This window comes from [Clostridium] scindens ATCC 35704, from assembly GCF_004295125.1.
GTDB classification, from domain to species: Bacteria; Bacillota; Clostridia; order Lachnospirales; family Lachnospiraceae; genus Clostridium_AP; species Clostridium_AP scindens.
The window spans coordinates 2,611,335-2,631,403 of sequence record NZ_CP036170.1 but is presented as its reverse complement, the minus strand read 5'-3'; the positions used below and the strand labels follow the sequence as shown (position 1 = coordinate 2,631,403).

Sequence of the window (20,069 nt, the reverse complement as noted above, 5' to 3'; positions counted from 1 at the left end):
CGGTTTCCCGGTCCTAAAACAGAGCCTTCCTGTCTACTTCTGATCATACGGCTTTACTTGGATCTGCCTCTTCTCAAAATCAATAAAAAGCTGGAATGCATACCCATCATCGCTGGTGTCCCATATCTCTACATACTTGGGCGATACTTCAATCAGAATCTCCGTATCCTCGTGGCTATACTTGTTGTAACTTTGCCACAGGTATTTCTCATATCCCTTTGCAAATCTCTGTCCCGGCTCGTCCACCACGAGCCCTTTATTCTTTGCAGTTCCTTCTACTTGTACGCCGCTCCAGCACATGGCTACATTCGGATTCTCAAGCAGCTGCTTTGTCTTGCGGAAGTTCTTGTCCGTCTTAAAGTAGATCTTCTCGTCATAGAACAGGCAGCTTACATTGCGCACCATAACGTAGTCGTTCAGGCTGGATGCCAGCGCCATGATCTGGCTGTTGCCAAGCATTTCGAACATGCGGCCCACCGCCTGCTCATAAGTAATGTCTTTGTCCAATGTAAATTTCATGATTCTCTCCTTTATTTGCTTATAATTCCTTTTATTACACGGCTCAGCCTCTTGTACACGATAAACGTCACCAGAGACGTAACGCCGTATTTGATAAGATTAAATGGAAGCAGTCCGAACACCGCCATAGTGGTTACATTCTTCATCGCCGGGTTTACCGTCCGGCACATCGTAATGATGTCGTCCATGGACATGCCAAATAACTTGACATAGAACGGAATGATCAGATACAGGTTGGTAAATACCGCCATCACCGATACGAATATGGTGCTCACCGCCATACCAGTAATTGCCATTTTCTTCGTCTTATTCCTGTGATAGATAATCAGCGCCGGAAGCACGTAAGAACAACTTAAGATCAGATTCTGCAATTCTCCGGTTCCCAGGGAGAAGCTTCCCTGCATCACAAGCTGCAGCAGGATCTTTACGACAATGATGCATGCGGCCGCCATAGGTCCGAACATGAATCCGCCCAGCATCTCCATAAGCCCGGACAGATCAAAGGATAAGAACGGGGGCATGAACGGAATCGGGAAGCGAAATAGCATCAGCACCGCGCTGACCGCCCCCATCAGACCGATAAACGCAATCTTCTTTACCTTCGTCCTGGCGTCATCACGGCTTTTTAGGTTTTCTCCTGTAGTTACATTGGTTGTTTCTTTCATCTGGTTCATACTGAATCCTCCTCAAAAAAATAACCCGGCACATATACTTATGTCCCGGGCGTAATTACGCAGAAAATGTCTTTTCTCATCCGGACTATACCGTCGGTTCTGGAATTCCTCAAAAAGGTCACCAGATCAGCCGCTTGCGCGGGTCATGGACTATACCATCGGTAGGGATTTGCACCCTGCCACAAAGACTTCTTTATTCTTTTTTGAATAGGTGATTGCAGTAACATCATCTGCTGGCTACCATTATATACCTGTATCCTGTTCGTGTAAACCCATTTTTGGTACGAATTCCTCCATTCACACGCCGGAAACTATATCCTGCCTGTCCGCTTTTGCATAGACATCCCGTACGGCCAGCCGTCTCTCCTCCACCTGGAAGCGTATCTCAAACCCCGCATATTCCATTCCATACATTCGTTCCGGATCCTCCTGGTAGGATGGCCGTGGATCCTGGGCCAGTATCTGTCTCAGCGCTTCTCTTTTCTCTGCCGGCACCCGCTTAAGGAGTTCCTCCGGGAATTCCACCGTCAGGCAATAATCCCTTACCCGATCCGCAAAGCCTGCCTCTGCCTGGGGATAGGCGTCCACATAGGGAAGATAAGGCTTAATATCGTATATGGGCGTTCCATCCATCAGATCCGCCCCCTTGATATAGAGAATGGGACCCTTGGGCGTCTCTGCCTCCACCCGTTCCAGTTCTACGCAGGACAGACCGATAGGATTGGGCCTGAATGGGGAACGCGAGGCGAATACCCCCACTCTCTTGTTTCCTCCCAGCCTGGGAGGCCTAACCATGGGATTCCATGCTTCTCTTTTATTCTCTGAAAATTCCCAAAGGAGCCAAAGTCTTGAATATTCTTCGATTCCTTTAATGGAATCCGGGTTTCTGAACTTTGGCTCAAATATTATGAATCCATGTGTATCCGCCAGTCCGCTTTGGCGTGGAATGCCGAATTTGGATGGAAAATCCGTGTGAATACGTGCTATTATCTTTAACGTCGCTCCCATTTCCTTCCTCCACGTTTAGAGTTTCTGGCGTATCATCTCTATCTCTATTTTGTGCTCTGCATCCTCAAGCGGCGTCTCCAAGTAAAACGGAAGTTCCTTAAGCGCCGGATGTCTCATGACCCTTAGCAGCGGCTCCAGGCCAATCTCGCCCGCTCCTATCGTGGAATGCCGATCCTTATGAGAGCCAAAAGGCATCATGCTGTCATTAAAATGGACTGCTTTGAGCAAATCCAGGCCAATCACCCTATCAAACTCTTCCAATACGCCATCCAAATTTCCTACTATATCATACCCGGCGGCAAACACATGACAGGTATCCAGGCAGATTCCAATCCGCTCCGGATGTCTTACTCCATCCCGGATTGCTCTTAAGTGCTCGAACTTTGCTCCAATTTCCGTCCCTTTTCCAGTCATAGTCTCCAGCAGCACCATGATATTCTCATCCCCGGTAATTGCCTGGTCAAGTCCTGCGATAATATTGCGGATTCCTGCCTCGATGCCGATGCCCGTATGGCTTCCCGGATGAAATACAATATTTTCAATCCCCAGGGCATCCATCCTTGCGATATCCTCACGGATAACCGTACATGCAAATTCATAGACCTTCTCCTTATCGCTTGCCAGATTCATCGTATATGGCGCATGAGCCAGCAAGGGGCCAAACTGGTTTTTGCGACGGATCTCCTGGAATCTTCCTATCTCCTCTTCCGTATAGGTTTTATAATTCGAGCCTCTGGGATTACGGCTGAATATCTGCATGGTATTGGCCTTCATCTCTACCACATTTTCAGCCGTTTTGGCAATTCCTTTGGCAATAGACATATGCGTTCCTATTGTCAGCATCTTCTCCTCCACACGTTTCTATTCTTCTGCATGCCTTCTTCATCCTATTTGAATGAATTTACTGTCATAGCGATATTCAGTATAACATAAAATCTTTTAAAAATAATACTATTCCTGTAAATTTATTTAATATCCGCAACTCCTTCACATTTAGTATTTTCTATTTCTGTAGCAACACACCAGATCATTTTTTCCTGAAGGGCAAAAATATACCCGAATGCTGCCTTCGTCCTTTTCCAACATATTGAGAATCAACTTAATTCCTTTCTCAAGCGTTATTATAGCGGAAATATCTCCTTTTGTATGGAACTAAACATAATAAGCTCCATTCTTAGTCTTAATCGCCATAATATTCATCCCACTTTTCATCACTGAGCCTCTCCCTATACCAGATAGGCTCAGCATTATCCTCAGAGTCAATCACATGGTTGGAAACATACTGGAACCTGCCACCATCAAGAGGACGTACCACAACTTCATGGCTGTACGCCTTGTCCATATTCCGATCAGGCCATACTGCATCCACGACGAGTTTGATCGTCCCATTTTCCTGCGCTTCATAAGCCACAACCTCCGGGTAGGGAATATCCGGAGTAGAGCCAAAGTCAAACATTCCTCTGGGCCTGTACTGGTAAGTATGACTGACTTCATCATAGGTGGTCTTTTGCCGCAGCATGGCTGGATCAATCTGAAAAAAAGTCAGGAAGACATCTTCGAATTCTTTTTCCGGCACATTGTATGTCTTTCCTGTAAAGGCAAATTCCACATCCAGTCTCTTTCCATACTTCATCTGATACATAGGCTCGAAAATGTCATAGAAATTCAAATCGCCATAATCATTCTCGCTCCAGTCCTCCAGAAACAAATTATTCAGATAGTACCCTACCGGAATGATATATTTCTGGTTCAACTCCCGGCAATCTTGATCCAGGGGCTTCACTCTTATAGCCGTATGCCCTGAAAATCCATCATACCCGGGTGGCTGGTACTTTTCAAAAAACAGGTACCCTTTGCTGGAATAACTCCAAGCATATGCCTGATATTCATCCGTCCCCTTTTCCACTGGCTCGCCTTTGCTCCATGTGACATACCCCTGCCGCACCTTTAAAGTTCCATCCAAAGCCTGCAGGTCATAGCGTATAAATCCTCCATCGTCCTTTACGGCGATGATCGTCTGGGCAGCCTCCTTTCCTTCACTGGCTCTTTTGCAGAACGCTTCAGCCTGCGACGCGTTTTCCATATCAACCAGATTCTTAGCGTCCACTGCCACAAGTCCATCCTCTCCCAGACGTTCTACGATTTGGCGGATAGTTGCCAGATCATCTAACTTTCCATCCTCACAGGCTTTATCATATATATCCTGGTAACCCTTTGCAATTTCAACCGGCTTTTTATCTGCATGCTCCTTAGGACTATCCTTCGTGTTTTTGCCTGAGCATCCTGCCATGGCAAGCAGTAAGAATACAATGACCAAAATCGCTTTTTTCATCTTTTGCCTCCTTTTCTTACAAAAGTAATCTTTCGTTAATATTACACTTGTAAGACTTGCATGTCAAGCCTAGTCTTTGTAATCCCCTTTATTTTCCTGCACACAAAAAGAACAGTCCCTGCAAATGCAAGAGTCCTGCCCTTTTTACGCGGCTGCCTCGCACGCAGCCATCTTATGCGTCAGTTCTTTCTCAAGCCTGTGCGCCTCTTCCAACGTTCGGTTCTGGCGGGCTTTCAGACGGTGTATATTCCATATTCTCTCCCGCACTAATCATTCGACATGTCGATATACCTACTCTTTTTTGCTCTACTTCGCACTTCTATCTCTTATCTCTGAGCATGACATCATGCGCGCCGCCTTCTACGATGCTTGTGGAAGACACCAGCGTAATTTTGGCCTTCTGCTGTAACTCAGGTATATTGATCGCTCCACAATTGCACATCGTTGACCTTACCTTGCTCAGCGTAAGATTTACATTGTCCTTCAGGCTTCCGGCATAAGGGACAAAAGAATCTACGCCCTCTTCAAAAGACAGTTTCTTATCTCCTCCCATGTCATATCTCTGCCAGTTCCTGGCTCTGGCGCTTCCCTCTCCCCAATATTCCTTCATATAGCTTCCATTAATATTCACTCTTTTTGTAGGGCTTTCATCAAATCTTGCAAAATATCTGCCCAGCATAATAAAGTCTGCCCCCATAGCAAGTGCAAGGGTAATGTGGTAATCATGCACAATGCCTCCGTCAGAACAGATCGGAACGTAGATTCCCGTCTCTTCATAATAGGCATCCCTGGCTTTTGCAACCTCGATGAGTGCTGTAGCCTGTCCCCGTCCGATGCCCTTCTGCTCGCGGGTAATGCAGATGGCTCCGCCGCCGATTCCTACCTTGACAAAATCTGCCCCAGCCTCAGCGAGGAATCGGAAGCCTTCTGCATCTACTACGTTGCCTGCGCCTACTTTCACGCGGTCTCCATAATTTCTGCGGATATAGTCAATGGTCAATTTCTGCCACTCTGAAAATCCTTCTGAACTGTCTATGCACAGAATGTCTGCGCCTGCCTTAAGCAGTGCAGGCACCCGCTCTTCATAATCCCTGGTATTAATTCCGGCGCCTACCATATAACGCTTGGAACTATCGATCAATTCATACTCATTCTTCTTATGGGTATCGTAATCCTTGCGGAAAACCAGATATACCAGTTCCTGGTTCTTATTGACCAAAGGAAGGCAGTTAATCTTATGGTCCCAAATAATGTCATTCGCTTCTTTCAGCGTAGTCTCTTCCTGCGCATATACAAGGTCATCCAACTTGGTCATGAAATCTTTGACCCTTGTATCAGGAGTCATCCTGCTTACCCTGTAATCTTTGTTCGTTACAATTCCCAGCAGTTTTCCGTTGGGGCTGCCGTCTTCCGTTACCGCTATGGTAGAATGGCCGGTCTGCTCAGTCAGTCTGAGCACATCCTGAAGCGTCATCTCCGCCGATACATTGGAATCGCTTACTACGAATCCTGCCCGGTACCGCTTGACTTTTTCGATCATCTCTGCCTGAGATTCTATAGGCTGCGATCCATAGATAAAAGACAGACCGCCCTCCTGAGCCAGGGCAATCGCAAGCCTGTCGTCAGAGACCGACTGCATAATTGCCGAAACCATAGGGATATTCATCGACAGTTCCGGCTCCTTACCCTTCTCAAACTTCACCAGCGGCGTCTCAAGGCTTACTTTCGATGGAACACATTCCACAGAAGAATAGCCTGGAATTAAAAGATACTCGCTGAATGTCCTAGATGGCTCCTCATAATAAAATGCCATGTTAATCCTCCTTTTTCTACCGTTTCCCACAGTCGAATTCATTAATGTAACTATACCACAAAAACGATAAAATACAAACCTTCTATTTGGTTAAGAAGTCATGATTTGTGTTGCCTTGGAATAAGAACAGAAAAAAGAACAGGCCCTCCTTAGAATTGCCGCTGTTACTCATGATAATATATGAAAATTCCCTTTTGCGCCTTCGCCTGGTACAATGCGGCATCGGCCTTTGCAAATAATTCCTTGAATCTCGCTGCATCCTGCGGGAATAGTGAGATGCCAATGCTGGTAGTGCAAGTAATATCTCCCACTTGAAAGCATGTAAGATCGGATAACTTGCGGTTAAGCCACTGCATGTTTTTGATATCCCTAACCAAAAGAATAAATTCATCGCCTCCGAATCTGCCCATGATATCCGTTTCCCGAAATGTATCTCTTATCTTTCTGGATACTGCCTTGATAACCTTATCCCCCTCGCTATGGCCAAAGGTATCATTATAATTTTTAAAATTATCAATATCTAATATGAGCAGAGCATGATTTAAATCCTTGCTTTTCCTTAAAATCTCGCTTATCAGGCCGATTGCATACTCCTTGTTAAATAATTCAGTAAATGCATCCATATTAACGGCCTTTTTCAGATTTTCCGTCTGTTCTCTAAGATCAGAGATATCTGCGATCACGCCTACCATCCTTGCCGGTACTCCATTTTCTATGATAGGCGTTGCGTGGATCCTGCACCACACATATCCTGATCCTCCAGCCCTCATGCGTGCTTCATAGGTTGATTCTTTGCCTCTTAGGATATCCTTGAAGGCCTTCTCTATCACCGCTTCGTCCTCCGGATGCGAAAAATACGCGCTTGCCGCTTTTCGGTATTCTACCGGCTCCAGCTTGCTAAAAGGCTGCACATCTTTTAATATCTTTTCACCTGAAATGCCAAAAATAACTTCCGCATTTTCAAAATAGGTGTAAAGCTGCTGTAAAAGATCAACTTCGAAAATACATATCTTTGCCGCTGTCAATGCAATCTGCAGCCGCTCTTTGTAACGATTTATCTCATCCATATCTGTTTATATCCTCTCTTTAAATATATTCTAGCAAATCGACAGCCATTATGGGAGACATTTCATATATAAATTCATCACTTTGAAAAACGAATGGAAAATACTGCGCCGCCCTGCGGATGATTCTTTACGGCAATGGTGCCTCCCTGACGGTTGATAATCGTCTTGCACAGCGCCAGTCCGATTCCATAGCCTACCGCGCCCGCATTTTTCCCACGATAGAACCGGTCAAACAGACAGAACAGATCTTCCTTTTCAAAGCCTGGCCCGCTGTCATGCAAAGTGATCTCGGTAAACAGCGCATTATCCTCGCACATAATTTCAATCTTCCCGTTGTCACCTGCACTTTCCATGCAGTTTTTAAGGATATTTTGGATTGCCTCTGAAAGCCACCCTGAATCCCCTTCTATGACTACCCCTTCCGGTATCTCTGTCTGTAAGTCAATATTATGCAGTTCCATGGATATGAGCAATGGACGGATAGAGGCATCTATCAGATTACCGACGTCCATCTGTTCACGCTGGAATACAACGATGCCTGCATCCAGCCGGGAAAGTTTCAGCAAGGATGTAACCAGCCAGTCCATCTGCACGAACAAGCCTTCCACTTCCCGCAGCAGATTCTTCCTCTCGTTCTCATCAGAAGTATTTTTAAGCAACGACAGGATCAGATTAGCAGAAGTAAGCGGCGTGCGAAGCTGATGTGCAATATCGGCAAGCGAATCAGCAAGATGCTTCTTCTCCCCTTTCAGCGCATTATTCTGCTCCCGGATACGCAGGGTCATCTTGGTGATCTCGCTTTGCAGAATGGATAGTTCGCCTTCCTGGGCCTCGCTGACAAACAGATGATCCGCATTATGAAGCACCAGATCGATCTGTTCTGATATCTGAGCTATGCTTTTATACCGAGATTTGGTAAACATAAAAATAGTGTCTTCGACACTTCAACTCCCCTGCCCCTCAATCATGAGGGATAGGGGTTTCTTTTTGCTTCATTTTGCTTCATAATGGTCTTATGAATATCTTACAAAAAATTTTTATCGAACATTATGAAGAAATGATTTATCTTCAACATCCTCGTGATGCTATTGTTGAGAATGTAGAAAAAATGATTCATTGTGGCGATCCATCTTATGGTGGCGCCATGTATATTTGTCCCAATTGTGGTAATTTCAAATTTACTGCTTTTCGTTGTCATTCTCGCTTCTGTCCAACTTGTGGTAACATGTATTCCATTGACAGAACTACTGCTATGTCTTTTAAGATTATTGATGTACAACATCGGCATTGTGTTTTTACCATTGATGATTCTTTGCGGCCTTTTTTTCTTAAAGACCGTTCTCTTCTTAACTGCCTTTTTTCGGCAGTCAACAGCGTGATTTCTCGTATGTTCCATAAAGAAAATAAATCTGAATTATTTACTCCTGGATTTATTTGCGTCCTTCATACCTTTGGCAGAGATTTAAAATGGAATCCTCACATTCACTGCCTTGTTTCTGAAGGTGGTGTTGGTAATACTCTTTCCTGGCGACACTTCAAACATTTTAACTATCATTTTTTACGTGATGCGTTCCAAACTGCTCTTTTAAATGAACTCCATCAAAAAATAGGTCCAGCTTTCAAAAAAGTAAAATCTGCTATCTATGCAAAAGATAAAAATGGTTTTTATGTTCGCGCCATGCCTAACAAGTGTAATCCTTCTCAGGTTATCAAATATATCGGTCGTTATCTTGGCAGACCTGTTATTGCTACTTCTCGCATTGATTCTTACGATGGTGATTTTGTCACCTTCCATTACAACCGTCATGAAGACAATAAACTTATTACAGAAACTGTTCCTGTTTTGGAATTCATTGACCGCTTAACACAACACATCCCTGAAAAACATTTTAAAATGATTCGCTATTATGGTATTTACGCTCGTCACCGTAATTCTGACAATTTTTTACGAAAAGCCATTTCCAGAGAAAAACATAACTTTTTTCTTTCACTCAATAGGTGGCGTGATTCAATCTTACATTCTTTTGGTTACGATCCTTTAAAATGTCCGAACTGTGGAAAAACCATGCTATTTTTAGAACTATATTTTAATCATAATCCTGTTCCTTTGCATGAATTATACGAAAAGGCTATGCAAAAACATAGATGTCGTTCGCCTGCCTCGTTTTCATATCTTCCAAAACCTCTTTTCTCATGATAAACTCAATATATCTTAAGAACGGAGGCCACACTATGAAACGTATAACAGAAGCAGAACTCGCAAAGGAACTAAGGGAACAGTACATTAAAAATCCACCAGAAGGTATGACTTCTAAAGAAGTCCATGACATGAGTGACGACGAACTTCTGGATATGGATTATTTCTTACATGAATTTGATAACCTTGATGATGACGATTTTGGTGAAGAGGGCTTTTACATCTTTTAATCCAAACCGTCTGATTCACTATGCCCGCTTTTGAGCGGGCTATTTTAGTCCCCAAGTTCTCCGAAAGGAGAACTTTCCTATAAAGCAAAAAATGCCACTCCAAAAGCAGCGGCAGAAACAAAGGTCAGTATCCCTGCTGCCGGATGGATGGCAAATCCTGCCGCAGCTGAGGTCGCGGTAATAAAAATAAATAAAACAGCAAACCACCGTATTTCTCTATTCCGAAACATAACTACCTCCCAGCCGGTATCCTGTCCCCCGGACGGTGAGAATGATCTGCGGATTTCCGGGATCATTCTCAATCTTCTCCCGCAGACGCTTAATGTAAACGGTAAGGGTATTGTTATTAACGAACTCGCCTGCCGCGTCCCACAATTCGTCCAACAGCCGGTCCCGCGTGATGATCACATTAGGGTTGTTAATAAATATAAGCAGCAGCCGATATTCCAAGGCGGATAAAAAGACCTCCCGCCCGCCTTTTTTTACAACGCCGCTGGCGGTATCCACATGTAGATCGCACATCTCAAAAGCCGCTGGCGAGTGTCCGTATTTCCGCAAGGCCGTACGAATCCGCGCGGTCAGCTCGCGTGGGCGGAAAGGCTTGATAATATAGTCATCCGCTCCCATATTAAGCCCTGTTACCACGCTTGCCTCATCTCCGGAAGCCGTAAGAAAAATAACAGGAATATTCTGCGCCTGCTTAATCTCCGTACAGACCGTGAAACCATTCCCATCCGGCAGGGAAATATCTACCAGCGCCAGATCAAACCTGTTTCCGTCAAGAACGGATATGGCTTCGCTCTGCGAGGAGGCGTGGGTAACGTTAAATCCTTCCGTGCGAAGCAAAAGCGCAAGGTTCTTGGCAATTTCTTTATCATCCTCGACCAAAAAAATTCGTTTCATTTAATCTCTCCATTCCTCTGATCTTTTTAGTATAACATAATGCAGAATAAATTCCACTCTCGCTTTTATTTTTTTGCCAAAGTGTCTGAAACATCCTCTATATTAATATCTTAATTTGAATTCTTGTGGACATAGAGAATTTTCTTCTGATAGGCTTTGCTCCTGGCGGTACCACATTCAGCATTGGCATGATGGTGGGCGCATCTGATTTACTGCCATTGACCCAGGGAATCAAACTGATAAAAGCGATATCCCTCGGTCTGCCGATAGACTCTGTATGGCTTCCCATCATGGTCATGCTTACGTTTTTACTGATTTGCGGAGGTGTTTCCATAACAGGCAATGTTTTGTCTGCTGCCTTTTATTGTCCATTTTTGCAGTCTGCTACCCTCTGTAAAACCTAGACTTAGCCAGTCGTTTTCACAAAAAAAATGACGAAGAATAGAATATATTAACATGAAAAGAAAGGACGCTTATCATGCCCACAATATTATTAATAATTGGGGCGGCTATTCTCGCTGCTGTAATTGTAGTTCTTATAATCTGGCGGATTCGAAGCCATCGATTCCATCCGGATCCCGATAAATTACGCCAGCAGAGGGAATTAAATGCCGATCTTAAAGAAACTGGTTTTGCTTACGAAATAAAAGGCGATTATTTTTATTCCCTTATGAACTGCTGGCAGAGACAAGTAGGATACTGTCGCCTCTATGATGAGGCAGCCCCGCTGTTTAATATGATTATGGACTGTGAACCAATTACTTTCTCCTATAGGGGAAAGCGCTGGCTTATCGAACTCTGGAAAGGCCAGTATGGAATCACGACTGGAGGAGAAATCGGAGTATATAATACAATCCGCGAAGATGTGGATACAGACGAATTTAAAGGCACTTTTTATGAAAATATCGGAAATGAAGAAATGCTTAATCTTTCATTTGTACTGCGCAGAAATGGAAAAGTCATACTAAAACGCAGTGCCATGCATTGGTGGCTTACAGGATTTAAATTAGGACAATTTTCTGATACGGATATGCTGACTATGGATGCAAAAATCGTATTCCCGGATCAGGGTATGAAAGATGCATTCCTAAAGGCATTAATCGAAATCGGATACACCAAAAAGGAATATTCCTCAGGAAGAAAGACCGTATCTATTCATTATGCTGCCCCTCATTCCCCACAGCCTCTGTCACGAAATGAGGCTGCTGAAGCCTTAGTACAGCAGATAAACAGTAATAATTGCAGATTATATGAATTCACCACAGCCAAATACAGCCAGACCCTCGACAAACTGGAATATATAAAGGCTATGGTTCCAGAACTCTATAAATTATTTATTGACTCGCTTTACACAAGAGGCGTTTACGACGCTTTTGAATGGATAAAGGAATGGCTGGAGGGCCGCCCGCCTCATCCAACCCCGAATCCGCTGCCGCCCCCGCCGCCAGAACCACATCCGGATCCGCCTTGCCCTCCTGTATGTCCATGCCATCCTTGCAGGCCCCATCCGTCAAATCCACGGTGCGATCCTTGCAGGCAGTACTGCAGCCATGCTCACAACTGCGACTTTGATGATAGCACAAGGAGGTAGTTCCCATGAAGGCTGTCTCGACACCAAAAAGACTGGATGAGATATACCAGCACGCCCAGGTACTCCCTTTTGATTCTGATTCGAAACTGATTCTTATGAGCGACTGCCACCGTGGCCAGGGAAATGCGGGAGATAATTTCCTGGCAAATCAGACAGTCTGTTTCGGAGCCCTGCAATATTATTATCAGAAGGGCTTTACCTATATTGAACTGGGTGACGGAGATGAATTGTGGGAAAACAGGCAGCTAAAAACCATTGTCGAGGTACACAGCGACATCTTTTGGATACTCTCTGAATTTAACAAGTCAGGCAGGCTCCATCTACTGTATGGCAATCACGACATTGTAAAACGAAGGAAAGGTTATATGGAACGTCACTGTGGCACCTATTACTGCGAGTCATCCCGGTGTGAAAAAGTTCTCTTGACTGAAACCGCTTCTGAAGGCCTGATTCTAGAAAATATTTGCAAAAAAGAGGAACTATTCCTGGTCCATGGACATCAGGGCGACCTCCTAAATGACACGCTGTGGCCTGTAGCAAGGTTCCTGGTACGATATATATGGCGTCATCTTGAATTAGTAGGCTTTTTAGATCCCACAGGTGCTGGGCGCCCCAGGAAAGCAAAGGAACGCGTAGAAAAAAAACTATCGTCTTATGCGCAGGAGCACTACCCAATTCTGATCGCCGGCCACACGCACAGACCCGTGTTTTCACAACCGAAAGAGGGAAATTATTTTAACACGGGAAGCTGTGTGCATCCCCGGTGTATCACTGGCATTGAAATAGAAAATAATCATATAACCTTAATAAAATGGTCTGTACGTTCTGGAAGAGACCGGTATCTATCCGTGGAGAGAGAAATCTTGGAAGGCCCGGTTCCTATATCTGACTATTTTAAAAAGTAATAAAATAACTTTAAAAGTTCCGGGAGATGATGTATCACCATCCTCGGAACTTTTACTATTTCTACTTCTGCTCCTTACAGATATAACAATCAGTTCCCAGCCGGATTTACATGTATCATAATGTGCTTGATCTCGGGAAAGGCTTTCTCTACCTTGTCATGAATCTGCTCGGCAATGAAATGGGCGGTACGAAGAGACTTGTCGCCTTCTATCGCAATTTCCAGGTCTATATACACCTTATTCCCAAACATTCTGGATTGGAGCAAATCAACACGAATTACTTCTTCCTGAGAGCTGATGTAATCCGCCAGTTTTTTCTCATAGTCCGCATCACAGGCAGTGTCCAGCATCTTCCTTACAGCATCCCACAATATATCACACGAGACTTTCAATATAAATAAGCATATTACAACACTGGCTACAGAATCCAGCACCGGAAAGCCAAGCATTGCGCCGCTGATGCCAATCAGAGAGCCAACGGAAGAAAAAGCATCCGATCTATGATGCCATGCATCCGCCATAAATGCCGCAGAATCAATGATTTTGGCATAATACCTTGTGTACCAGTACATAGCCTCTTTTCCAACAATTGACAGAATCGCCGCAACAAGTGCTATCATGTCGGGAACTGCAAGAGTATTATAATTTCCAGCGATAATATTCTGCATCCCTGCTTTTCCAATGCCAATACCGGTAACTAGAAGAATGGCTCCGAGAAGCAGCGCGGCTACGCACTCCAGCCGGTCATGTCCATAAGGATGCTCTTTATCCGCAGGCTTTTTTGATATTTTAACTCCTAAAAAAGCAATAAATGTGGTAATTACATCTGACATAGAATGAATGGAATCGGAAATCATTGCTCCCGAGCGGCCATAAATCCCCGCAAACAATTTAAATCCAGAAAGAATAATATTTCCGACAATGCTGACCAAAGATATTTTTTTAATGATTGCATTTTCATGAATAGACGATTTAGCCAAATATCTATCTGCCAAAATGTCTTTGCTGGCTGTCATATAAGAATCCTCCCTATTTTGAGATTGATCCATCCATAAGTATAGCAAACACACCTATGGAACATACAACAGTCCCACTGATGTTCTCGCATTTTAGCATCCATGGTTTATTCTATGCAGTTTCCTTAACATTCGCTACTAAAACAACATAATAATGCCATTTCCACATAACCGTGGGAAGTAAGTACCTCGCCAGCAAAAAAACAGGTCAAAAGCATAGCAAATCGGCACGCCAAGACGGATGATATCGCCTAATGCCGGACGAAGGCTGTCGTTCAGCGTCAGTAGCGCTAATCCCAAGGAGCACATGAACAGACATGCTATTAATTTGCGGCTGGGACATTAAATTTAGGAAATGAGCCATATTATCCTCTGTTTTCTGATTTTCATTTCTCGTTGTATTATTATCTCCCGCAAATTCTTCTTGAACGCTGTCATCTAGATTTCTTGTTCCAACCATCGCCTTCAGCCGGGTAAATTAAGCGTCTTATATCATGGCTTTAAAATAACTTTAATACAGTTATCCTCTTTTTTATCAAAAATACTGTAAGCGTGGCTTCCTTCTTCTAAAGAAAGCGTATGGGTTATGATATCTGTTGCATCAAATTCACCTTTTTGAATCTTCTGTAACATCAAATCAACGTATCTGGTAGCAGTCGCCGGACCGCATTTTTTCAGAAGTTTCTGATATTGTGGCCTGTTAAAATCTTTCCCGCTAAGTTTATCCATATAAATGCATTTCTCTAGAACAGGAAATTCTTGAAGGGCAATGCAGGTAGCGCATTTAGTATTGCATTAATCCAATTTTTCACAGAAGATAATTCTACTGTATGGACAGAAGAACAGCGGATTTTATTCGCAAAATGGAGTACGTCAAAAAAGCCCGTACAAAACCGTTTCTTGTACGAGCTTTCTCTATTCATTTCCAGTATTTTCTTATCCATGATTGTATTCGATCCATGCATTACTGCATTAAGTATCGTTTTTTAGGTATCGACTTCCTATCATCCGTTTTTGAAAAGCATATTTTTTAAATTCTTCTACCTCTTTCTCAGAATAAGCATCCATAGGAAGACTTTTCAGCACTATTCTGATATATTCTTTATTTCTGTCCAACGGAATATCTGAAATGTAGTCCAAACCAAGTGCTTTCCTCATATCCTCAAAAATATCTTTCATAGACTGTCCCTCTCATTGAATTGCCGATGTACAGTGCGGGCATTTTCTTGCATCAATATGTATCTCACTCTGACAGTATGGACAAATCTTTGTTTCTTTTTTTGGTATTTCCTGATTTTTCCACCTTGCGGTGAAACGATTGATTACTTTTATGATGGCGAAAACAATCAGTGCCATAATCAGAAAGTTGATGACAGCCGTTAAGAATCTGCCGTAATATAAAACTACGTCTTTTCCTAAACTGATTGTAAGCAGGTCAAAATTCATTCCGCCAAAAAGACCTAAAAGAGGATTGATAATATCATCGACCAGACTCTTTACAATACTTGTAAAAGCACCTCCTATGATGATACCAACTGCCATGTCCAGCACACTCCCACGGCTGATAAATTCCTTAAATTCTTTGATAAACGCTTTCAAACCTTTCCCTACTTTCGATATTATTTTTCTAACTGTTTTTCAGCAGTCTCTTTCCTGTGCCGGAATACATTTACTACGCCCATCACGGTCATTGAACCTATCACAACAAATATCCATAGTCCCGTATTGGTCGTATCACCTGTTTTGGGCGGTTTGATTTCCGTAACCGGTGTATCCTTAGAATCCACCTTTTCCTTCACCATGAACTTCCAGTCAATCTGTGTCAGAAGGTCACAGTATTCCAGCCCAATGTCTCCATCCAGTGTCAGTTCAACGACTAACGTTGATTCCTTAGCAGGTGTATAAGTTCCCAGAGGTACAATATTCTGTAAATCTTTTGTGCCAGGCTCTCCCGTGGCATTCCCTTTGTAGATTTGCTTTCCGTCCTGCATGATTGTCATCTGTATCTTTTCCAGCAGTTCATCTTTTAATTCTGCCTGCTCTAAAGGGACAATCTGAAAATAAAGTTCATAAGTCTTTGAAGAACCATTTTCAATCACCAGACTGTCCTGATAAGATTCTCCCGGAACCATGTTCGTAAAACTCATGAACCAGTTTCCATTTGAACCTTTATCAGCATTCCATACCATTGTTCCATTCTGTTGTTCAAAATAAAGCTTCTTTACTTTTTCATCAGCATAGACAGGGATGACAGTGCTTAAAAGAAGTATGAACAGCAACAGGCTTGCCCCTATTTTTCCCTTTTTCATACCATCCCTCCTATTCCATGACTTCATACTCTGCCAGATATGCTATGACATCCTTTGCATTATCTTCATTACCGAATACTGCTTTTACTGCACCGGATGTCGCCTGTACGGTATCTGCACTGACCGTCATTGTATACCTTGCGTTTTCATAGCCGTATGTTGTATTTTTGATTTCCTGTGTCACCTTATTGTCAGAACCGTCATACCACACTTTTTCACCCTTGATTTCCGGTTCAATTGCAGGGTGCATGGTTACAGCGTCTACAAGCCGGGGAGCATCTGTATTCGGCTGAATATTACCAATATAATAGAAATGGAGGTTTCCTTCCTCATCCACCTTATCGGTCAATAAGAGCCATTTCCCTTTGGCATCCCTAATCGTATCCACGGAAGGAATTCCTAAGTCAATATCTCCCTGTTTTCCGCTGGACAGCACAACCACATCGTTGCCCCATGTCACTTGAGATGCATAGGCTGAGCCGTTCCCGGTCTCAAAGGTTAAAGGAATAGTTTCCCCTTTCAGCGGCGATATTGGCTTCCCTTCACCATCATAAACATCTTCCCTGCGAACCCATTTTTGATGGATAGAAACACGCACAAAGACTGGAATCGTTCCTTTATTTCGGACAGACACATCCTTATTGACTTCTTGGCCCGGCAGCCATTCAGAAGGTGCCGTAAATTCCTCTACAATCGTTGTATCATACTTTGCCGTCTTAAATTCATTGCGTACCTGTAGTTCTTGTGTCCAGTAGGCGAAGACACCGCCAATGAGGAAAATGCATAGGAAAGCGAATGTAAACAGATATTTCTTATTCCATACTTTATTTTTCATGCTTCCTCCCTTTGTCTCTTGTCCAGAGTATCCAAAAGATGGCTGATGAGCAGTATCGTTCCCATAACGATAATCACCAAGATATTTTTTCCATAGCTTACGATATAGCCAAGATAGGGAATGGCAATCGTGCTTGTCTTCCCGATAAGGTCAGCTTCCTCCACCGGGTTGATATCCTGCGTCTCATTGTTGTCACCTTTCGTGATGAAGTTTCTGGACAGTTCATTCTTTTCTTCCACACGGTGTGTCACAAGGCTGTCTCCGGCTTTAAAAGTAATCACATCACCAATTTTGATTTCCTCAAATGTTGCCGGATGATAATATGTCAGACTTCCGACCGGATAAGACGGCTCCATACTTCCTGTAAGAACCACTACCGGACGGTTTCCAAACAGCATTGGGGATGCAACAGCAATATAGCCGATGATAACCACGATGACAAGCCATGAAAGGATATTAAAAATTCTTCGCATCAAATTCATCATCTTTCTACCAAAATAAGGAGTGCCAATAACAGCACTCCCTATATGTAATCCTGTAATCTGTTATTCAGCTAAAGTCCAATTTGAACCTGTTACACTTGTTAATCCGAATACACCGTTAACGGCTTCTTTTGAAGCCTGTACAGTCTGTGCTGTAATAGTCAGTTTATAATCAGAATCTGCATATCCTTCACAACCGTTTACAAGTTTAGTCACTGTTCTTGTGTGTTTAGCATCAGCTGGCACTTCTCCAGTATATACTTTCCATCCAGTAGACGCATCATCTCCGATCACATCATCAGCCGGCTTATTATCTGCACTTGTATAATATTTAATGACCTCATATTTGCCCATATCTGCATTATCAATCAGTTTTACGCTGTCAAGGAATGTACCTGTATTCTGACCTGCTTTTAAGTTGTCTAAATAGTAGTAGTAACCATCTTTAGTATTGTAGAACCATTTGTCAGCGTTTAATAAGTTTTTCTTTACAACAGAGTAATCGCCTGTCACTAAACCATCCGTCTCATCTGTCTGACTTGTTGAATCATTAATTCCAGTATTTTTTACATATGCACTATTACCGCCTTTTCTTGTCCATGTTTCATCAAATTTTACACGAACGATAACATCATAGTCACCCGTATTGTCAACCTGAATATCTTTGTTTACAGTTGCTCCCGGCTGCCAGTCATCACCATCTCCCGGATTAAATGTTTCCACGAGTTCTGATGAATACTTATTTGTATCAAACGGGTTTTCTACAGTCATTGTCTGATTGAAATATGCTAATGACCCTCCGATGACTGCAACTGCTACTAATCCTGCGATTGCTTTTAATTTTTTGTTCTTCATAATTTTGTTCCTCCTACGGTATATAAATATTTTTAGTTTTTATAAAATAAACTGTTATTTCTAACAGATTATTTTTTTACCCATGAAACATCTGTTCCACTGATTACCGGGTATGAATCCCAGTTCTGCAAATCACTGCTGTCTTTTGAGACGGTCGTCTGGATGGATTCGCATTCAATATCTACATCCATACCTGCGCCAGAATAATCGGTCTTATTTCCATGAATATCATTGCTGATGTTTTTGTTCATCGTGACAGATACCAGCGTCTGCTTTGTTCTCTCTTTTGGATTCAGCACATTTTTATAGTAGTACCAGCCATCGTCATGCTTTTCCCACTCTTGCTCAAAACTTTCAGAATAATTTAACTGAAATCCATTTAAGACTTCTGCATCGGTTACTTTTGTTCCGTTTTTCAAAATCAGCTCTGGTGTGAATCTGGCACGGATGACAACATCTACATCTCCGTCATTTCCAAATGCAACTTCCTTTTGCTTTTCTTCTCCCGGAACCCATTTATCATCTACGTCAAAGGTCTCGTCCAGATATATGTTTGCCTGTCCTATAGAGAATGGGTTTGTTACCGGCATACTGCTGGAAAAGTAAGCCAAAATACACGATACCGCCAATACGGCGCATCCGCCGACAAGCAGGAGGATTTTCTTTGATATTTTTTTCATCTTCGACCTCCTTACTGCCATGTCACAGCATTGGTTTTATAGTCTACATCTGCAGATTTTCCAAACACAGTCTGTGACGCTTCCTGATTAACCGTATCTTTATTCAACGTTGCATCCCCTGTGCTTGCCTGTAGCATCTCTACTTTGAAATACAGAGAGTAGTCCGCATCTCCATAGTTCTGATATGCTTCCTGCATATAATCCGGGAACGTGACATTGTTTAGAATTTTTGCTGTGCTTCCGCCAGCTGGAAGGACGTATTTATAGTAAAACCAGCCATCCCCTCCATCCTGCCAGTCAGCAGAAAAGGAGTCTGTCCAGTTCTTTGTAGCCACATCCTTTCCACTTAACTGATTGCTTAACAGCATGGTTTCGTTGTTTTTGTCCTTTTTTTCCCAAGTCTCTACATATGCTACCCTGACGAAAACATCTGTAGTCCCTTCGTTTTTAAAAGATACATCCTTTGTGACGGTATCCTTTGGCTCACTCGGCGTAAAATTCTCCACGACCTGTGCTTTGATGGTATCTGCTTCCAGATGATTCGTGTGCTGGATATGCTGATGCCACACAGCCAAGGTTGTTCCAATGACTAGCAGAACTGATAAGCCACACACCACCCATAGTTTTTTTCTTACCCTGCTCATATGTCATCC

25 protein-coding genes, 1 pseudogene and 1 riboswitch are annotated in these 20,069 nt (G+C 43.1%); of the genes and pseudogenes, 4 read left to right on the top strand and 22 right to left on the bottom strand.

All coding sequences use genetic code 11. The features are described 5' to 3' along the window. Positions 1-33 precede the first annotated feature (33 nt). The 9 genes and pseudogenes from HDCHBGLK_RS13610 to HDCHBGLK_RS13575 all read right to left on the bottom strand — a co-directional run. On the bottom strand, positions 34-519 hold the full coding sequence (locus HDCHBGLK_RS13610) for a pyridoxamine 5'-phosphate oxidase family protein (protein ID WP_004604997.1): 486 nt from the start codon (positions 517-519) through the stop codon (positions 34-36). An 11-nt stretch (positions 520-530) separates the two neighbouring features. Beyond that, positions 531-1,193, bottom strand: coding sequence for an ECF transporter S component (locus tag HDCHBGLK_RS13605; protein WP_004604996.1), 663 nt, complete (start codon positions 1,191-1,193; stop codon positions 531-533). A gap of 64 nt (positions 1,194-1,257) precedes the next feature. After that, positions 1,258-1,386: riboswitch (FMN riboswitch) on the bottom strand. Positions 1,387-1,490: 104 nt separating this feature from the next. After that, positions 1,491-2,201 (bottom strand): tRNA (N6-threonylcarbamoyladenosine(37)-N6)-methyltransferase TrmO, encoded by a 711-nt coding sequence (gene tsaA, locus HDCHBGLK_RS13600; protein WP_004604995.1) that lies wholly within the window; start codon positions 2,199-2,201, stop codon positions 1,491-1,493. Positions 2,202-2,216: 15 nt separating this feature from the next. Continuing rightward, complete coding sequence (locus HDCHBGLK_RS13595) at positions 2,217-3,044, bottom strand: deoxyribonuclease IV (protein WP_009249660.1); 828 nt, start codon at positions 3,042-3,044, stop codon at positions 2,217-2,219. A gap of 337 nt (positions 3,045-3,381) precedes the next feature. Further along, positions 3,382-4,533, bottom strand: coding sequence for a DUF6070 family protein (locus HDCHBGLK_RS13590; protein WP_004604993.1), 1,152 nt, complete (start codon positions 4,531-4,533; stop codon positions 3,382-3,384). A gap of 144 nt (positions 4,534-4,677) precedes the next feature. Next, positions 4,678-4,800 (bottom strand): hypothetical protein, encoded by a 123-nt coding sequence (locus HDCHBGLK_RS19570; RefSeq protein ID WP_004604992.1) that lies wholly within the window; start codon positions 4,798-4,800, stop codon positions 4,678-4,680. Between the two features lie 52 nt (positions 4,801-4,852). Further along, on the bottom strand, positions 4,853-6,346 hold the full coding sequence (locus HDCHBGLK_RS13585; RefSeq protein WP_039909243.1) for an IMP dehydrogenase: 1,494 nt from the start codon (positions 6,344-6,346) through the stop codon (positions 4,853-4,855). Between the two features lie 164 nt (positions 6,347-6,510). After that, positions 6,511-7,413 carry a sensor domain-containing diguanylate cyclase gene (locus tag HDCHBGLK_RS13580; protein WP_004604990.1) on the bottom strand — a complete coding sequence of 301 codons (903 nt, stop codon included), beginning with the start codon at positions 7,411-7,413 and terminating at the stop codon, positions 6,511-6,513. A 77-nt stretch (positions 7,414-7,490) separates the two neighbouring features. Next, positions 7,491-8,339: pseudogene (locus HDCHBGLK_RS13575) on the bottom strand (sensor histidine kinase); the annotation flags it as partial. An 89-nt stretch (positions 8,340-8,428) separates the two neighbouring features. Between HDCHBGLK_RS13575 and HDCHBGLK_RS13570 the strand changes: the two are divergent. Together HDCHBGLK_RS13570 and HDCHBGLK_RS13565 are read left to right on the top strand one after the other, a co-directional pair. Further along, positions 8,429-9,610 carry an IS91 family transposase gene (locus tag HDCHBGLK_RS13570; protein ID WP_039909242.1) on the top strand — a complete coding sequence of 394 codons (1,182 nt, stop codon included), beginning with the start codon at positions 8,429-8,431 and terminating at the stop codon, positions 9,608-9,610. A 35-nt stretch (positions 9,611-9,645) separates the two neighbouring features. Beyond that, positions 9,646-9,840: a hypothetical protein gene (locus tag HDCHBGLK_RS13565; RefSeq protein ID WP_004607984.1), complete on the top strand. Its 195-nt coding sequence runs from the start codon at positions 9,646-9,648 to the stop codon at positions 9,838-9,840. Between the two features lie 77 nt (positions 9,841-9,917). Here the strand turns inward: HDCHBGLK_RS13565 and HDCHBGLK_RS13560 are convergent, their stop codons facing one another. The 3 genes from HDCHBGLK_RS13560 to HDCHBGLK_RS19795 form a co-directional block, all read right to left on the bottom strand. Continuing rightward, positions 9,918-10,070 (bottom strand): hypothetical protein, encoded by a 153-nt coding sequence (locus HDCHBGLK_RS13560; protein ID WP_233440689.1) that lies wholly within the window; start codon positions 10,068-10,070, stop codon positions 9,918-9,920. After that, on the bottom strand, positions 10,057-10,743 hold the full coding sequence (locus tag HDCHBGLK_RS13555) for a response regulator transcription factor (protein WP_004608088.1): 687 nt from the start codon (positions 10,741-10,743) through the stop codon (positions 10,057-10,059). The genes HDCHBGLK_RS13560 and HDCHBGLK_RS13555 overlap by 14 nt, the downstream gene beginning before the upstream one ends. Positions 10,744-10,840: 97 nt before the next feature. Continuing rightward, complete coding sequence (locus tag HDCHBGLK_RS19795; RefSeq protein WP_147574665.1) at positions 10,841-11,086, bottom strand: hypothetical protein; 246 nt, start codon at positions 11,084-11,086, stop codon at positions 10,841-10,843. A gap of 135 nt (positions 11,087-11,221) precedes the next feature. On the opposite strand from HDCHBGLK_RS19795, the gene HDCHBGLK_RS13545 reads away from it, so the two are divergent. Together HDCHBGLK_RS13545 and HDCHBGLK_RS13540 are read left to right on the top strand one after the other, a co-directional pair. Beyond that, positions 11,222-12,334 (top strand): DUF4474 domain-containing protein, encoded by a 1,113-nt coding sequence (locus HDCHBGLK_RS13545; protein ID WP_004608086.1) that lies wholly within the window; start codon positions 11,222-11,224, stop codon positions 12,332-12,334. A 5-nt stretch (positions 12,335-12,339) separates the two neighbouring features. Continuing rightward, positions 12,340-13,239: a metallophosphoesterase family protein gene (locus HDCHBGLK_RS13540; RefSeq protein WP_004608085.1), complete on the top strand. Its 900-nt coding sequence runs from the start codon at positions 12,340-12,342 to the stop codon at positions 13,237-13,239. 89 nt (positions 13,240-13,328) lie between these two features. Here the strand turns inward: HDCHBGLK_RS13540 and HDCHBGLK_RS13535 are convergent, their stop codons facing one another. From HDCHBGLK_RS13535 to HDCHBGLK_RS13490, 10 genes are all read right to left on the bottom strand, one after another. Beyond that, positions 13,329-14,255, bottom strand: a complete 927-nt coding sequence (locus tag HDCHBGLK_RS13535) for a cation diffusion facilitator family transporter (RefSeq protein ID WP_039909965.1) — start codon at positions 14,253-14,255, stop codon at positions 13,329-13,331. Positions 14,256-14,747: 492 nt separating this feature from the next. Continuing rightward, positions 14,748-14,984 (bottom strand): hypothetical protein, encoded by a 237-nt coding sequence (locus tag HDCHBGLK_RS13530; protein WP_004608082.1) that lies wholly within the window; start codon positions 14,982-14,984, stop codon positions 14,748-14,750. Positions 14,985-15,227: 243 nt separating this feature from the next. After that, on the bottom strand, positions 15,228-15,434 hold the full coding sequence (locus tag HDCHBGLK_RS13525; RefSeq protein ID WP_004608080.1) for a hypothetical protein: 207 nt from the start codon (positions 15,432-15,434) through the stop codon (positions 15,228-15,230). Positions 15,435-15,446: 12 nt separating this feature from the next. Beyond that, positions 15,447-15,854, bottom strand: a complete 408-nt coding sequence (gene mscL, locus HDCHBGLK_RS13520; RefSeq protein WP_004608079.1) for a large conductance mechanosensitive channel protein MscL — start codon at positions 15,852-15,854, stop codon at positions 15,447-15,449. A gap of 20 nt (positions 15,855-15,874) precedes the next feature. Beyond that, positions 15,875-16,564: a hypothetical protein gene (locus HDCHBGLK_RS13515; RefSeq protein ID WP_130574611.1), complete on the bottom strand. Its 690-nt coding sequence runs from the start codon at positions 16,562-16,564 to the stop codon at positions 15,875-15,877. 10 nt (positions 16,565-16,574) lie between these two features. After that, positions 16,575-17,399: a BsaA family SipW-dependent biofilm matrix protein gene (locus HDCHBGLK_RS13510; RefSeq protein WP_004608077.1), complete on the bottom strand. Its 825-nt coding sequence runs from the start codon at positions 17,397-17,399 to the stop codon at positions 16,575-16,577. Continuing rightward, the gene (locus HDCHBGLK_RS13505) at positions 17,396-17,872 is read right to left on the bottom strand and encodes a signal peptidase I (protein ID WP_233440687.1); all 477 of its coding nucleotides are present in this window, start codon (positions 17,870-17,872) and stop codon (positions 17,396-17,398) included. The genes HDCHBGLK_RS13510 and HDCHBGLK_RS13505 overlap by 4 nt, the downstream gene beginning before the upstream one ends. 72 nt (positions 17,873-17,944) lie before the next feature. Continuing rightward, a complete protein-coding gene (locus HDCHBGLK_RS13500) occupies positions 17,945-18,736 on the bottom strand; it encodes a BsaA family SipW-dependent biofilm matrix protein (protein WP_004608075.1) in 792 nt (263 codons plus the stop codon). Between the two features lie 68 nt (positions 18,737-18,804). Then, entirely contained in the window at positions 18,805-19,416 is a 612-nt protein-coding gene (locus HDCHBGLK_RS13495; RefSeq protein WP_009249220.1) for a BsaA family SipW-dependent biofilm matrix protein, read from the bottom strand. An 11-nt stretch (positions 19,417-19,427) separates the two neighbouring features. Beyond that, positions 19,428-20,060: a BsaA family SipW-dependent biofilm matrix protein gene (locus HDCHBGLK_RS13490; protein WP_004608073.1), complete on the bottom strand. Its 633-nt coding sequence runs from the start codon at positions 20,058-20,060 to the stop codon at positions 19,428-19,430. Between the last annotated feature and the right edge of the window lie 9 nt (positions 20,061-20,069).

What these genes read in the sequence shown, in the direction of transcription:
- HDCHBGLK_RS13610 (WP_004604997.1), bottom strand. Translation starts at nt 519, where the DNA reads ATGAAATTTACATTGGACAAAGACATTACTTATGAGCAGGCGGTGGGC.
- HDCHBGLK_RS13605 (WP_004604996.1), bottom strand. Translation starts at nt 1,193, where the DNA reads ATGAACCAGATGAAAGAAACAACCAATGTAACTACAGGAGAAAACCTA.
- tsaA (WP_004604995.1), bottom strand. Translation starts at nt 2,201, where the DNA reads ATGGGAGCGACGTTAAAGATAATAGCACGTATTCACACGGATTTTCCA.
- HDCHBGLK_RS13595 (WP_009249660.1), bottom strand. Translation starts at nt 3,044, where the DNA reads ATGCTGACAATAGGAACGCATATGTCTATTGCCAAAGGAATTGCCAAA.
- HDCHBGLK_RS13590 (WP_004604993.1), bottom strand. Translation starts at nt 4,533, where the DNA reads ATGAAAAAAGCGATTTTGGTCATTGTATTCTTACTGCTTGCCATGGCA.
- HDCHBGLK_RS13585 (WP_039909243.1), bottom strand. Translation starts at nt 6,346, where the DNA reads ATGGCATTTTATTATGAGGAGCCATCTAGGACATTCAGCGAGTATCTT.
- HDCHBGLK_RS13580 (WP_004604990.1), bottom strand. Translation starts at nt 7,413, where the DNA reads ATGGATGAGATAAATCGTTACAAAGAGCGGCTGCAGATTGCATTGACA.
- HDCHBGLK_RS13570 (WP_039909242.1), top strand. Translation starts at nt 8,429, where the DNA reads ATGAATATCTTACAAAAAATTTTTATCGAACATTATGAAGAAATGATT.
- HDCHBGLK_RS13565 (WP_004607984.1), top strand. Translation starts at nt 9,646, where the DNA reads ATGAAACGTATAACAGAAGCAGAACTCGCAAAGGAACTAAGGGAACAG.
- HDCHBGLK_RS13560 (WP_233440689.1), bottom strand. Translation starts at nt 10,070, where the DNA reads ATGTTTCGGAATAGAGAAATACGGTGGTTTGCTGTTTTATTTATTTTT.
- HDCHBGLK_RS13555 (WP_004608088.1), bottom strand. Translation starts at nt 10,743, where the DNA reads ATGAAACGAATTTTTTTGGTCGAGGATGATAAAGAAATTGCCAAGAAC.
- HDCHBGLK_RS13545 (WP_004608086.1), top strand. Translation starts at nt 11,222, where the DNA reads ATGCCCACAATATTATTAATAATTGGGGCGGCTATTCTCGCTGCTGTA.
- HDCHBGLK_RS13540 (WP_004608085.1), top strand. Translation starts at nt 12,340, where the DNA reads ATGAAGGCTGTCTCGACACCAAAAAGACTGGATGAGATATACCAGCAC.
- HDCHBGLK_RS13535 (WP_039909965.1), bottom strand. Translation starts at nt 14,255, where the DNA reads ATGACAGCCAGCAAAGACATTTTGGCAGATAGATATTTGGCTAAATCG.
- HDCHBGLK_RS13530 (WP_004608082.1), bottom strand. Translation starts at nt 14,984, where the DNA reads ATGGATAAACTTAGCGGGAAAGATTTTAACAGGCCACAATATCAGAAA.
- HDCHBGLK_RS13525 (WP_004608080.1), bottom strand. Translation starts at nt 15,434, where the DNA reads ATGAAAGATATTTTTGAGGATATGAGGAAAGCACTTGGTTTGGACTAC.
- HDCHBGLK_RS13515 (WP_130574611.1), bottom strand. Translation starts at nt 16,564, where the DNA reads ATGAAAAAGGGAAAAATAGGGGCAAGCCTGTTGCTGTTCATACTTCTT.
- HDCHBGLK_RS13510 (WP_004608077.1), bottom strand. Translation starts at nt 17,399, where the DNA reads ATGAAAAATAAAGTATGGAATAAGAAATATCTGTTTACATTCGCTTTC.
- HDCHBGLK_RS13505 (WP_233440687.1), bottom strand. Translation starts at nt 17,872, where the DNA reads ATGCGAAGAATTTTTAATATCCTTTCATGGCTTGTCATCGTGGTTATC.
- HDCHBGLK_RS13500 (WP_004608075.1), bottom strand. Translation starts at nt 18,736, where the DNA reads ATGAAGAACAAAAAATTAAAAGCAATCGCAGGATTAGTAGCAGTTGCA.
- HDCHBGLK_RS13495 (WP_009249220.1), bottom strand. Translation starts at nt 19,416, where the DNA reads ATGAAAAAAATATCAAAGAAAATCCTCCTGCTTGTCGGCGGATGCGCC.
- HDCHBGLK_RS13490 (WP_004608073.1), bottom strand. Translation starts at nt 20,060, where the DNA reads ATGAGCAGGGTAAGAAAAAAACTATGGGTGGTGTGTGGCTTATCAGTT.